Origin of the sequence: Haloarcula amylovorans, from assembly GCF_004681185.1 — an archaeon.
GTDB lineage: Archaea > Halobacteriota > Halobacteria > Halobacteriales > Haloarculaceae > Haloarcula > Haloarcula amylovorans.
This window is the reverse complement of sequence record NZ_SRIF01000001.1, coordinates 898,611-911,539: the sequence shown is the minus strand read 5'-3', so window position 1 is coordinate 911,539 and position 12,929 is coordinate 898,611. Positions and strand designations below refer to the sequence as shown.

Sequence of the window (12,929 nt, the reverse complement as noted above, 5' to 3'; positions counted from 1 at the left end):
TATATCGCTTCCCGGACATTGCCTATACCAGGTAACGTCGATGTCATCAGAAATCATCTCCGAGGACGCAACCGACGCCGAAGACGGCCCCTGCGCGCTGGTCGAATCGCTCGAACAGATCGGCTCGAAGTGGCGACTGGTCGTCCTCCACGAACTCCAGAGCGGCGAGCGACGGTTCAACGAACTCAAGCGCGCGACGGACGCCAGTTCGCGGACGCTCTCTCGCGTCCTCGACGACTTACAGGAGATGGAGTTCGTCGACCGCCGACTGGAAGAGGACGCCCCGGTCGCCACGTACTACCGGCTGACGCCGAAGGGTGAGTCGCTCTGTCCCGTCTTCGACGAGATCGAGTGTTGGGCTGGCGAGTGGTTGGCAGCGTGCAACGAGTGAGAAGCGTCGTCCACACGAGTAACCGAGAACACAGCCTTTTCCATCCGGTAGGTCGATAGAGGTACTGATGGGAGTACGGCCACCCGCAGACGACAACGACGACCCGAACGTCATCGAGTTCGGTATCGCGGCGCTAGACGCGGCCCTGTCGGACGCCGATATCGAGTATCCCGCTGACGAGCGCGAGGTACGCGATCAGGTCGGCCACGTCGAGGTGCCGTACGACGCCGCCGGACACACGACGACAGTCGGCGAGGCCCTCGACGAGACGGACCTCGGGCGATTCGAGAACGAGCAGGCGCTGTTGAACGCGCTCCACCCGGTGTTCGAGCGCAAGCGCGAAGCGACCGGCAACAGCATCCTCTCGCAACTGCGCTCGCTGGTACCGTTCTAGTTCTGTCGGTCGTTCGTCGTCACGGCGGTTTCCGTCTCGGGGCGTTCACTTTCGCCATGTCCCTCGGCGTCCGCCTCTCCGGTATCGGCGTCCACCTCGGCGCTCCCCACGGTCTCCGCCGGCGGCCCGGGGCGGTCCGTGCCGACGCGGTTCGCGATATCTTCGAGCCGTCGTGTCTGCTCTCTGTTGACGGTCACGATCATATCGGAGAGGACACCGAACATCAGCAGCTGAAGCCCGAGCAGGATGGCGACGCCGCCGACCATCGCGATGACCTCGTGTGAGATGCTGTTGACGACGTAGTCGTAGGCGACGAACGCTCCCAGCAGGACGCCGAGGCCGATAGAGCTGAACCCGACGCTTCCGAAGTAAAACAGCGGGTTGTTCGTCTTGGCCATCCGATAGAGCGTGACGATGATGGTCGCGCCGTCGCGGAACGGCCGGAGGTTCGTCTCGGACTCGTCGGGCCGCGGCCGGTAGGTGATCGGGACCACCGCCGTCGGGATGCCGTGTTTCACACACTCGACGGCCATCTCCGTCTCGATGCCAAAACCCTCTGAGTTGAGCGAGAGGCGACGGAACGACTCGGCGGTGAATGCCCGGTAGCCCGAAAGGATATCGGTGAGGTAGCGGCCGTGGATGACCGAGAACGCCCAGTTGATGACGGTGTTGCCCGTCTGATTGAGGCGAGTCATCGCGCCGGACTGCATATCAGCAAAGCGGTTGCCGATGACGTGGTCGGCTCGCCCTTCGAAGAGCGGTTCCAACATCCGGTCGGCGTCCTCGGGTCGATAAGTCATGTCGGCGTCGGCGAGTAACACGTACGGCTGGTCGATGTGACGCTCGACGGCCTCGCGGACGGCCTGTCCTTTCCCAGAGCCCTCGCCGCCGACGGTCTGTTCGACGACGCGAGCACCCGCCGTCGAGGCGAGTTCGCGCGTGTCGTCGCTCGACCCGCCGTCGATGACGAGGACGTTCTCGAACCCCGCCTCGCGGAACCCGGAGACGACTGACTCGATGGTCTCCGATTCGTTGTAGGCGGGCAGGAGGACGCAGACGTCGTCGCGGTCGGCCATTGACCCAACGTCGGCCACGCTCACCCAAATAAATGCGGGTCCGCACCTGGCCGTGTTCGACCCCACTGGAATCGGGAACACGAACAGTACAGACAGCTAGAAGGCCCCCGGTCGCTCGATTGCCGGGGCTCGCTGTGGTCCTTGCCCGGTGGCTGCAGTCCTTACTTCGCCCGGGCTAACCGAGCGACCGGCCTCTTTCATTCCCTCTGTGCCGGATGTTCAGTCGGTTACGCGAGATTGAATCCTCAGTCCGCGTTGTTCTCTCGCTGTTCGCTCAAGTGCTCCCAGATTTCCGTACAGCCACAGCCGTCTTCCACGCCGTCAAGGTGATCCTCGGGGTCGTCGTCGACGCTATTGATGCCGTCCTGCTGACCGCGCGCGGACTGTCTCTGGTTACTCACGTTGCGAGTAACTATCTGCGTCGAATGACAAATACGTTCCGGCGACGGGGACAAACAGGTAAACGACCCCGACTACGACAGCCAGTACCACACGGCCGCACAGGCCTGTGGCTCGATAAAGAACGCGATGCGGGGTGAGGGCAACGGTGCTCGACAGGACTGAAACGCTAACTCCAACCTTGGTCAGAAACCCCGCTAGTGGCGTTGATACCTGAATCGATTCTCCCTAGGAAAATACCTCTATGCGAGTGTTGGCTAAGCCAGAGATGCATGGGAAAACAGGGTGATATGAGGCAATCAGGCGTGTTTGTCAACTCTCAGACGACAATTTAACAGATTGAATTTAGCTTCCAAGGTTAGAAGAATCGATAGACTGCGACATACTTGGACGGTGTCTCTAACCGAAAGCTACGAAAGCTGTCATTATCCTCTCGCTGTGAGTCCATTTGTGCGTTTCCGTATTTGTGGGAAAGCACGTCTCAGACGCCTATATTCTGTGATTGAGAGTTCTCGAATCTGGTCTTTAGACCAACGTCTTCTACAGAACCAACTCATTTTGAACACTGTTTTGCTCTTTCTCTCTCGGTATTAGCGGGAGAATATCCAAGGTTGGGTGAATACAGATTCGCGTAGATGTCTCAAAAACCTCACAGAGTCGTTCTCCACGAAAATCTCTGTCTTCTCTCGTCTGTGACGGTGATCTCATTGAGCGCCCACCCAGGGTACGGGTGCTCTCATTTGGTGTCTGACTAACTATGTATTCGCTGGAACAACGAAAACCAGATGGAAAAACCGTAATCCGTGTATAAACAGTAATTTCTGATTCATATTCCAATTGGCTACTCCTGGATATGAAGTAACCTACAGTTAGATCGCTTTCGATGGCACTATCTAGCTCTGGACCTCCTCAGCTGGCGTTCATCTGTCGAGCGCTTGATTGGGTCGCTCGCGGTTATAGTGGTGTCTGAAGCGTCGTAACCACTATTTCGCGCTGGATTGACTTCCCTCTAGAAGGAGTGAAAGCGGTCGGTTCGCATGGTCACAGTCTAGAACCATTTTTCGATGTGGTTCCGGATATGGTTGTCAAGCCGACCGCTCAATTTCTGACGAGCGAGGGCAGTCAGCTAGCCACCAGAATCGACGAGAAACGCTGTATCGGCGACATCGTGTTTCTGGGTGAGCCAATGCAGAAACGTCGCCGCTGGGTCAGTTCCGCGGCAGCTGAACACATCAACTTCGAGCAGCAACTTTGAATCGGTGTCGATAGCGGCGTAGAGCCACTTTTTCTCGCCATCAATCGTGCTCTGTTTCTCGTCGACCGCGACCTGCGACGGCTCCGCCGTCGGTGAGTCGCTCTGGGCTTCAGACAGTGTATGAACCCAGTTCCAGACCACACCGTGAGAGCATCGACACCCAGCAAATCTCAGATCGCGACCGTCTCCCTGATCGACAGCCCCGACGTATGGGACGAACCCCAAATCGCCAGACGGGTGTCGGGGTGCGCTCGTTCTCCCAAACGTCTTTATTGTCCTCGTTCAACATTTCGCTGAGAAGTCTGCGAGTTGCATGGACACTTCTCGCTATGACCTCCTCGCTTCGCAAACTCGCTCAACTAGATAGTGCCGTTCCGACGGTCCCCGCGCGTTTTACATACTGGGAGGTGAACCACTCCGTATGGCCGATGCGTCCGACGTGTTCAACCGCGTTGGGCTAACCGAGTACGAGACGATGGCGTTAGAGGAACTCCTCTCGCTGGGCCGGACGACCGCGCCGAACCTCGCCGAGGCCAGCGGCATCCCGAAGGCCCGCGTCTACGGCGTCCTCGATTCGCTCGCCGACCGCGGATTCATCAAGGTGGTCCCGGGCCGGCCCAAGGAGTACCAACCCAAATCGCCGGCCGAGATTCTCGACCGCGCCGTCGAGAACAGGCGGCAGTCTTTCGAGGGCTTTGCCAGCGACGTCGAGGAGTACCGGGACGTCTTTCTCTCGGAGTACCGCCCCCGCTACGAGCGAGCGAGCGAAGACATCTCGCCGACAGCCGAACTGTTCCACGTCGTCGACGTCGGCGACCCGAGCGAGCGGGAGACACGCCGCCTCTACGACCACGCCGACGAGACGCTACGGGTCATCACCAACAGTTTCGCCTACCTCGACAGCGTGGACCGAGCGCTCGACGACGCCGTCGAGCGGGGCATCGACATCTCTATCCTCTTTCTCCATCCCGACCGACTCCCGCCGGAGAAAGCCGCCATCCAGGCCGAAGTCGTTGAGCGACTCGACGCGGAGTTCCCCGAGATAGCGGTCCGATTCAGCACGAAGAAGCTGCCGTGGCGCGGAACCCTAGTAGACCCGAGCATGGACTACGACCGTGGCGAAGCGATACTGCTCGTCGAGGAACCCGACGTGCCGAACCACATGCGACAGGCCGCCCTGACCGACAATGGCTCGTTCGTCGCAGGGATGAAACGGTACTTCGATCTGGTGTGGGAGTACGAGAGCCAGCCGTCGACTCAGACGTAACCGAGGTCTTCGAGTCGGCCGATGGTAGCATCGTCGAGGTCATCGAGAGTTTCGCCGTCGGTTCGGACATCCAATTGTTCGATCGAATCGAAGACCTCGTCTACACGGCCGTCGTCGTCGCACGAGACGCGGTAGGCAGTCTGTGCATCTCGACTGATGACTGTCGCCGCGGCATCAGGGTTTTTGCAGTATTTCCGCACCGTTCCATCGGTGTCGTCGGCTTCGAACACGGCGCGTGAGGTCGGTATCCACGGCGACAGGTCGGTTGCGTATTTCCCGGCCCGCTCCTGGAGGGGGTCGTCCAGCCCGACCGCAGTGGTGACGACCGGGCCGTCCGGACAGAATCTGTCTCTCGGTCGCTTGCCGTCCCGAACTCGATTCACTACGTCCGGGAACGCCGTCAGCGTCGCCGGTTTCTCGACTCGTCGCGACTCCGTCTGCTCGGGATAGCGAACTACCAGCGGGACGTGGAGAAGCGCATCGTGGATTGCTACGCCGTGTTCTGCCACTCGAACTCCCTCCCGAAGTCGACTCGGTTCGCCGAACCCCTCCCCGTGGTCGGCAGTGACGACGAGTAGCGTCTTATCGAGTTCTCCCCGATCTTCGAGCGCCGCGACCAGTCGTTTCAACTCGGCGTCCAGCTGTCGAATCGCACCGTCGTACAGTGACTCGACCGCTTTCTTCTGCCACCACGGACGCTGGCCGCCGTTGAATTCCCACTTCTGGTCCTCAAACGACGACTGGAGCGAGCGAGCCTTCGCGCCGCCCCACCGGTCGTACTCCTCGTCGGGTTCGTAGGGAATGTGTGCGTCCATCAGGTTCAGGCAGGCCGCCCACGGCCCGTCCTGCCGGCCGCTCCACTCCAGCAGCGCGTCGACGTAGACATCTGCGGGAGTCGACGCGCGAACGCTTCGGGGGAGGAATCGCTTGTAGTCGGACTGCACTTTCGTTGCGACGCCGTTAGCGAGCGAGCGTCCCGGCTGGTCGCTAGACAGAGCCGCTCGGAGGAACGCGCCGTACTCGCCTTGCCCCTCATTCGAGACGAACTCGTGTGGATTTAGACCACCGGGGAACGGAACGTTCCGCGCGCCGACGACCGTATCGAACCCGTCCTTCAGGCCGACGTCGACAGCCGTCAGCCAGTCGTTCTCGGTGAACACGCCTGTCGCGTACCCGTCGGTGCGGAGGCTGTCAAACACCGACACAGATGGTTCGAGGCGATGGGCTGCCGAGATGACGCCGTGTTCGTCCACGTGGAGACCCGAAAAGATGCTCGCGTGGCTCGTCACGCTCCGTGCGCCTGGGGCGCGGGCCTGCTCGTAGACTGTTGCTCGCTCGGCGGCGAACGAGTCGAGGAACGGCGTCGTCTCGTTCGCGTGGCCGTACAGACTGAGGTTGCTCGCTCGAACGCTGTCGAGGACGACGAGCAGGATATTTGGTTCGTTTGCCATCGTCACATGTACCCCAAATCTTCCAGTTGCTCTCTGACAGCGTCTCCCTGGTCAGACCCCGTCCGTTCGACCGCCCGATCGTCGGGGCGGTGGTCTACGCCAGTCAGTTCGCCCTCGATGGCAGCCCGAACGTCAAGCACACTCTCTATTCGCTCGATGATATCCTCGTCCGTCGCGGCGACCATCGCTTCGTGCGTATGGACGCCGTCCTGTAACCCGTGATCGCTCACCAGCAACAACTCGTCGGTGTCGTCGAGGTCTGCTCGGACTTCACCAACGAAGTCGTCTAGCTCGTCGTAGGCCTCCCGCTGGAGGCCCAAATTGTCGTAGGCGATGTGTCCAACGAGGTCCAGTCCGCTCGTGTACGCGAAGACGAGTTCCGAGTCGCCGCCGCGGAGGTGCCGCCGAGCGCGCGCGAGACGAATCATCACCATCTCCAAACATTGCTCGTAGAACTCGACGGGGTCCGCGGACGTGTGGCCCCCCTTCGCGTCCGGGTCCCGCTCAAATAGGTCACCCATGTTCTGTCTGAGTTGGTGCTCGCGGTCGGTTTCGTCGGGGTCGACGACGTAGTTCGGAATCCCTATCGTGGTCGCGTCGAACGCGTCGAAGACCGTCTCAATTCCGCGCTCGGCGTAGTACGACGCCGGAGTCCGAAACGCGTCGGCGGTCGTGTTCGTGAGAATCCACGCACCGAGACGGCTCTGGACGCTATCGGGGAGAACGTAATCAGCGAGGCGGCTCCCGACGTTCAGTAGCGGGTTCTCCCACGCGACGCCGTCGTCGTCAAGTGTCAGCCCGTGTTCGGCAGGTTCCAATCCAGTGATGATAGTCGGCCAGAGTTCGTGGGTGCTGGGTTCGCCTTCGACGCTGTTTATCGTCGCGATCGCGTGATGGGTATCGAGGGCTAGGTTCGGATGTCTCGCCGGCTCGACCAGTTCCGGGTCGAGCGCGTCGATTCCGAGAACGACGAGAACCATTCGTACAGGGATGGAGTTTTCGGATCAGTTAATCTCTTTCGGAGCGAACGAACCAATTCGGGTCGGGAGCGCTATTCTCTCGAACGAAAAGTTTTCACCGTCACTTGCGGTCACTCGACACAACGTGGAGCAACACGTCTGTCGTGCCGACGAGTTGAGGACGCTCCGGCGTATCGGGATGTCCCCGAATCCGCTTCCGTCACAGCTGTGGAGGATGTAGCATGCGACTGGGAAAGACGACACTCGTCCACTTCTTCGGGCAAGTCGTCGTCTCGGTAGCCGGATTTGCCGCGACGTTCGCCATCGCTGTACTCGGCGGGAGTTCGACGCTCGGTCGGTACGCTATCGCCGTCTCGCTCGGGTCGTTCCTCCTCATAGTCCCGGCTCAGGCTATTGGGAGCGGCGTTCGAAAACGGATGAGCGAAGGCCACGACCCCGCGGCCTATCTAGGCGTCGGGGCGGTTGTAAACGGGGCAGTAGCGCTCGCGCTGGGTATCGGCGTCCTGCTCGTCGGCCACCTGTTGCGAATGTTCGACCCCATCGACGCGGAGATCATCCAGATACTCGCCAGATACAACGTCGAAATCGCGGCGCTAGTCGTCGTGACGTCGGCTTACAGAACGGTCCGCTCGGCTATCGAGGGCGATAAGCAAGTCGGGGAGAGCGGTCTGTTACAAGGTGGTGAGCGCGTCCTCCGGTCGCTGCTTCAGATCGGCGTCCTGCTCGTCGGCTATAGCGTGAGTGCGCTCGTGGTGGGTCACAGCCTCTCGGTGCTCGTTGGGTCGATCGCTGGAGTGGCGCTCATCAGTTCGAGTATTGAGTTCCCGACACGCGCAGAGGTACGCAGCGTCCTCGACTACGCGCGATACGCGTGGCTCGGGACGCTCCGAACGCGAGTGTACGGCTGGCTAGACACGTTTGTACTGTCGTTTTTCGTCACCGCGTCACTCGTCGGCATCTACGAAGCGGCATGGGGAATCGCCACGCTGCTCGGCATCATCAGTACGGCGATTCGGCGAACGCTGTTCCCCGAAGTCAGCGAACTGTCTCAGAGCGATGATTTCGAGCGAATCCATCGCATACTCGAAGACGGACTCGTCTTCAGTGGCGTTTTCGTCATCCCTGGCCTGTTCGGGGGTGCAGTCATCGGACAACGGGTTCTCAGATTCTACAGTCCGGAGTTCGGCCAAGGTGCCGGTATCCTCCTCGTCCTCATCTGCGCGTACGTGGCCGACGTGTACGGTTCCCAGTTCCTCAACGTCCTCAACGGTGTCGATCGACCGGACCTCGCCTACAGAATTAACGGCGTGTTCATCGCCGTGAGTATCGTGCTGAACGTCGCGCTGGTCTGGCGGTTCGGGTGGTACGGGGCCGCAGTTGCCACCGCGTGTTCGTCCGCCGTCCGGACAGTGATGGGATATCTCGCCTTGGAATCGACTATCAAGTCAGTACCGCTGCCGATCGGCGAAATCGGCCGAGAACTACTCGCCGCAGCAGTGATGGCGAGCCTACTCCTCCCCGTCGCTCCGCTGATACCCGCCGGTCGGGCGGGCACGCTCGTACTCGTCGTGTTCGGCGCGGCGATCTACTTCGTCGCCCTCCTCGTGCTGTCACGGCGAGTGAGAGAGAAAGGGGTGACTGTCATGCCAGCGTGGCTGACCCGGACCGAAAGATAGTGTTAACCGCGGGCGGGCATCGATACGTGAAAAACAACAATAACTTCCACCGTGCGCGAACAATCATCAACCGTGTCTCGTCCCCCCCTACGCGATAGTCCACTGGTGCGCCCGCTTCGACGGGACATCCATGCCGACCCGCTCCTGCGGTACGTCCTCCTGTTAGCGGTTGTCTCCTTCGGTTTCGGCATCTGGTTTCGCGTGCCGAACTTCGCCGGCCCCGACGAGTACTCGCGGCTGATTCAGCCGATGAAGGTCGCCGGACGGGTCGTCGCCGACCCGAGCTTCGGGTCGCTCCAGGGGGCCGTCACCGACGGTCGGACGCTGGGAGCGACGTTTTACCTGTACGCGTTCGTCCTCGCCCCGATATTCGTGGCAATCTTGCTCACCGGGCAGCTCGGCCAGTTCGTGAGTCTCGGCGGCATCGCCTCTCGCTGGACGCTCTGGCACGAAGCGCCTGCCTGGTTCTGGACGAGCGCGGTGTTGCTCGGGAGAGTCGTCTCCTTGCTTCTCGGCCTCGCCTGCATCTATCTGGTGTATCGACTCGGAGTTCGGATCCATGACCGGTGGACGGGGCAGGTCGCGGCAGTCGGACTGGCGCTTTCGTTCGGATTCGTCGAGTCGGCGCATACGATAAACGAAGATATCCCGATGGTGTTCTTCCTGCTCTCGACGGTGCTGCTCTGTGTGAGATATATCGAGTCCGGACGACGGCGGACGTTCCTGCTGGCCTGCTTCACGGCCGGCACGGCGGTCGCGTTCAAACTGACCGGCGGGTCGGCGGTCGTTGCCGTCGGCGCGAGCTATCTGTTGCGAGCGTTCCGCGCCGAGGACCGTCGGGCGGCGCTCATCCGCCCGAAGATGCTGACGGCGGGTCTCGTCGTCGGTCTCGTGACGATACTGCTCGGCTTTCCGAGCGTATTGGTCGGCGGGCCGGGGGAACTCCTGACGCGGGTCACGCACACGACTGGACAGAAGACGACGCTACCGGGCGGGATCGTCGCCGGTATCGAGTTCTGGCTGCTCCGTGGCTACCTCTCGTCGTTCGGGCTGGCACTCTTCCTCGGTGTCCTCGTCGGCGTCGCCGAGACGGGTCGCAATCTCCTCCGACGGACGGACGGATTCGACGAGCGAGTGCTGTTGGTGGCGACGCCGATCGTCGTGACGCTCGCCGTCTTCTCGGCGTGGCGGTACGTCCGCGTCCACCACCTGCTGCCGACGCTGCCGCTTTTGTTAGTGCTCGGCGCGCTCGGAATGCGGCGTCTCTGGGACGACTGGGAGCGCGGTGTCCGGGTCGGGCTGGCGCTGCTGTTCGTCACGAGCGCGGTGTACACCGGTGTCGGCGACCTGCGGTTGGCCACCGACCCGCGCGACGAGGCGACCGACTGGATCCAGACGAACGCCGACGCCGAGGACACCGTCGAAGTATACGAGAACTCTATCGCCGACGTGGCAGCAGTCCACGGGAGACCGGTCGCCCACTACGACTACCCCGAGGAGAACGCCACGTACAACAGTTCGCTCGTGTTGAACGAGTGGGCCTACACGGAGTGGATGGTGAGCATGCCGGAACGGCGTCCGGCATACATTCAGCTGACAGCCGAGGAACTGCACTACATCACCGACGGTTACCCGGACGCAGAGCAGTACCCCCGACGACGAGCCTACGTCGAGGGGCTACTGAGCGGGGAGTACAACTACACCGTCGTCGAAACGTACGGAGAGCGGCCGACCAGCCAGTCGCTCGGTCAGCAACTCTTTCAAGCAGGCGTCGAACCGACGCCCGAGATACAAGAGCCGTACGTCGTCATCCTCGCTCGGGAGAACGAGACCGCGGCGGACGGGCAGCGCTAACGACTCCGCACTCACAAACGGCTCAGTACCGAGAGAGAATCTCGCGGTATCGCTCGACGGCCGCCTCGAAGCTGTACTCGCGCTCTATCAGGGCACGCCCGTTCTGACTTATCCGCTCGCGGTCGTCGCGGTTGAGAATCGACTCGATGCCGTCCCGAAGCGCCGACGGCTCTCTGGAGTCGATGAGAAAGCCAGTCTCGCCGTCTCGCACCACGTCCGGGACGCCGGAGACGGGTGAGGCGTACACCGGCGTACCACACGCCAACGCCTCCAGAATCGTCGTCGGCAGCCCCTCCGTCGGTTGAGACGGAAGCACGAGCAAGGAGAGGTCGTTCAACTGGGCGGGCACGTCGTCGTGAGCGACCCAGCCCGTGAGTTCGACGCGCCCGGTGTCCATCTCGGCGGCGAGTTCGGACTCCAGCCACCCGCGTAAGTCGCCGTCGCCGATGAAGCGGAAGGTCACGTTATCGGGGAGCGTCCGGGCGACCGTCGCCAGTTCGCGGATACCTTTCTCCTCGTCGAGACGGCCCAGAAAGCCGACGACTCGCTCCCGCTCTGCGTAGGGCTTCTTGACGGCGAACTCGTCGGTCCGGACGTACCGCGCGCCGGTCGGGTGGACGTCCGGCGCTTCGGGGTGGAGCGCGAGCTGTCTCGCCATCGAGGGCGTGTACGTGACGACACCGTCGGCCACGGCAAACCCTGCCCGTTCGAGGGTGCGCACCGCGCCAGCGAGTCCCCGAGCGAGGGGCGCGGGCATCCGTTGCTCCCAGTTAAGTCGTAACGTGAGCGGGACGTCCCCGCGCGGTTCGACGAGGACCGTCTTGCCGAGCGCGCGAGCAGCGAGGATGGGTAGGAGATACGACGTCGCGCCGTAGAACAGCACCACCTCCTCGTCACGGTCGGCCAGCACGCGACACATCCGCAACTGGTTCAGGAGGAAGCGGGCCGCAGCGACGGGGACAGAATCGCCGGCTCCCTTTCGAGTGAGTTCGACCAGTTCGCGGGTCTCGCGTATCTCCGAGTCCGCGGGGAGGTCCGCGGTCACGAGGGCGACGCCGGTCACGGCCGAGAGCACGTCGAGGAGGCTTCGGGTCGCGTTCTCGCCCGCGGCGGCGAGGGGATGCGTGACGACACAGACATCGGGGAGGTCGGGTTCCGTCATCGAATTACCCCCACACATACGCTCCGTAGAGGTAGCCGGTTCCGACCGCTCCGGTCAAGACGAAGAGAAAGACGAGTTGTGAGAGGGCGGCCACCGACGGCGAGCGAACGAGGTCACGGAGACGCTCCGGTACGAACGTAAACAGCAGGTCGCCGAGAAACGCCGACTCGTCGCCCGTCGATTCGGGAACGAACACTTCCATGCCACGCTTCGAGTACCCCTGCCAAAAAGCCCGGTCGACGAGCCAGCCGGGGTCGGTGCGATAGTCGAACACCTTGTGTGCCACGAGTGCGTCGGGGACGTAGTAGACGCCGCTCCCGTACTGGCCTTGGAGCCGCGCACACAGTTCCGTCTCGCCGCCCTGGAGGTTCTTCTCGCCCTTTCGCCCGCCGATGTCGTCCTCGAACCCACCCAGTTCCAGAAATACGTCGCGCCGAAAGGAGATGTTCGACCCGAAGGTGTTGCGGACCTCGCCTGCTTCTTCGGGGTCGCCATCCGGGCCGAACCCACGGTGTGTGACGCCGACGAGCCAGTAGAACTCGTCGGGGAGGAACGCAGGCTTGCCGGCGACCCACGCCGGGACCATCCGCCCGCCGACTGCCAGAGCGTTCCCGTCCGCGCCGTCACGGTGGTATCCGTCGACGAGTTTCTCGATCCAGTCTTCGGCGGCGACGGCATCGTCGTCGAGGAACGCCACTACGTCCCCCGTCGCCAGCTCGGCCCCGTTATTCCGGCTCTCCAGTAAGCCGACGTTCTCGTCGTTGCAGTGGACGAGAACGCTCTCTCGGTTGCCGAAGTCGGTTTCGAACCGCTCGGCGACGGCTTCGCTCCCGTCCGAAACGAGGACGAGTTCGACGTCCTCATACGTCTGTGAGAGGACACTCTCGGCCGCCACCCGGCAGTCGTCGTACCGGTCCATCGTATGCGTACACAGGACGACCGAGACACGCATGCACGCAGGTCCACGACGGCCGCTGTTAGGCGTTTCCATCCTGCGTCCGGTCTGAGGTCAAAAGGCTTATGC

Annotated in this window: 11 protein-coding genes and 1 pseudogene; 5 read left to right on the top strand and 7 right to left on the bottom strand. The window is 62.1% G+C overall.

Annotation, left to right across the window (positions count from 1 at the left end; genetic code table 11):
• Positions 1–40 precede the first annotated feature (40 nt).
• Positions 41–391 carry a winged helix-turn-helix transcriptional regulator gene (locus E4S61_RS04695; RefSeq protein WP_135302732.1) on the top strand — a complete coding sequence of 117 codons (351 nt, stop codon included), beginning with the start codon at positions 41–43 and terminating at the stop codon, positions 389–391.
• Positions 392–458: 67 nt separating this feature from the next.
• Positions 459–785 carry a DUF5789 family protein gene (locus tag E4S61_RS04690; RefSeq protein ID WP_135302731.1) on the top strand — a complete coding sequence of 109 codons (327 nt, stop codon included), beginning with the start codon at positions 459–461 and terminating at the stop codon, positions 783–785.
• On the opposite strand, the gene aglJ is transcribed toward E4S61_RS04690, so the two are convergent.
• From aglJ to E4S61_RS04680, 3 genes and pseudogenes are all read right to left on the bottom strand, one after another.
• A complete protein-coding gene (gene aglJ, locus E4S61_RS04685) occupies positions 782–1,861 on the bottom strand; it encodes an S-layer glycoprotein N-glycosyltransferase AglJ (protein ID WP_135302730.1) in 1,080 nt (359 codons plus the stop codon). The two genes, E4S61_RS04690 and aglJ, sit on opposite strands and share 4 nt — an antisense overlap.
• A 245-nt stretch (positions 1,862–2,106) precedes the next feature.
• Positions 2,107–2,262, bottom strand: a complete 156-nt coding sequence (locus E4S61_RS25255) for a hypothetical protein (RefSeq protein WP_167768368.1) — start codon at positions 2,260–2,262, stop codon at positions 2,107–2,109.
• Between the two features lie 918 nt (positions 2,263–3,180).
• A pseudogene (locus E4S61_RS04680) lies at positions 3,181–3,804 on the bottom strand (IS6 family transposase).
• 132 nt (positions 3,805–3,936) lie between these two features.
• On the opposite strand from E4S61_RS04680, the gene E4S61_RS04675 reads away from it, so the two are divergent.
• A complete protein-coding gene (locus tag E4S61_RS04675; protein WP_135302729.1) occupies positions 3,937–4,782 on the top strand; it encodes a TrmB family transcriptional regulator in 846 nt (281 codons plus the stop codon).
• On the opposite strand, the gene E4S61_RS04670 is transcribed toward E4S61_RS04675, so the two are convergent.
• Both E4S61_RS04670 and E4S61_RS04665 read right to left on the bottom strand, forming a co-directional pair.
• Positions 4,773–6,233, bottom strand: coding sequence for a sulfatase-like hydrolase/transferase (locus tag E4S61_RS04670; RefSeq protein ID WP_135302728.1), 1,461 nt, complete (start codon positions 6,231–6,233; stop codon positions 4,773–4,775). The genes E4S61_RS04675 and E4S61_RS04670 overlap by 10 nt on opposite strands.
• 2 nt (positions 6,234–6,235) lie before the next feature.
• Positions 6,236–7,213 (bottom strand): alkaline phosphatase family protein, encoded by a 978-nt coding sequence (locus E4S61_RS04665; RefSeq protein WP_135302727.1) that lies wholly within the window; start codon positions 7,211–7,213, stop codon positions 6,236–6,238.
• A 221-nt stretch (positions 7,214–7,434) separates the two neighbouring features.
• Here E4S61_RS04665 and E4S61_RS04660 point away from each other — a divergent pair, with 221 nt between their 5' ends.
• Together E4S61_RS04660 and E4S61_RS04655 are read left to right on the top strand one after the other, a co-directional pair.
• Positions 7,435–8,889, top strand: a complete 1,455-nt coding sequence (locus E4S61_RS04660; protein ID WP_135302726.1) for a lipid II flippase MurJ — start codon at positions 7,435–7,437, stop codon at positions 8,887–8,889.
• A gap of 105 nt (positions 8,890–8,994) precedes the next feature.
• Entirely contained in the window at positions 8,995–10,743 is a 1,749-nt protein-coding gene (locus E4S61_RS04655; RefSeq protein WP_135302725.1) for an ArnT family glycosyltransferase, read from the top strand.
• A 22-nt stretch (positions 10,744–10,765) separates the two neighbouring features.
• Here E4S61_RS04655 and E4S61_RS04650 read toward each other — a convergent pair whose 3' ends face one another.
• Both E4S61_RS04650 and aglG read right to left on the bottom strand, forming a co-directional pair.
• On the bottom strand, positions 10,766–11,905 hold the full coding sequence (locus E4S61_RS04650; RefSeq protein WP_135302724.1) for a glycosyltransferase: 1,140 nt from the start codon (positions 11,903–11,905) through the stop codon (positions 10,766–10,768).
• 4 nt (positions 11,906–11,909) lie between these two features.
• Positions 11,910–12,857: a glucosyl-dolichyl phosphate glucuronosyltransferase gene (gene aglG / locus E4S61_RS04645; protein ID WP_135302723.1), complete on the bottom strand. Its 948-nt coding sequence runs from the start codon at positions 12,855–12,857 to the stop codon at positions 11,910–11,912.
• Positions 12,858–12,929 lie beyond the last annotated feature (72 nt).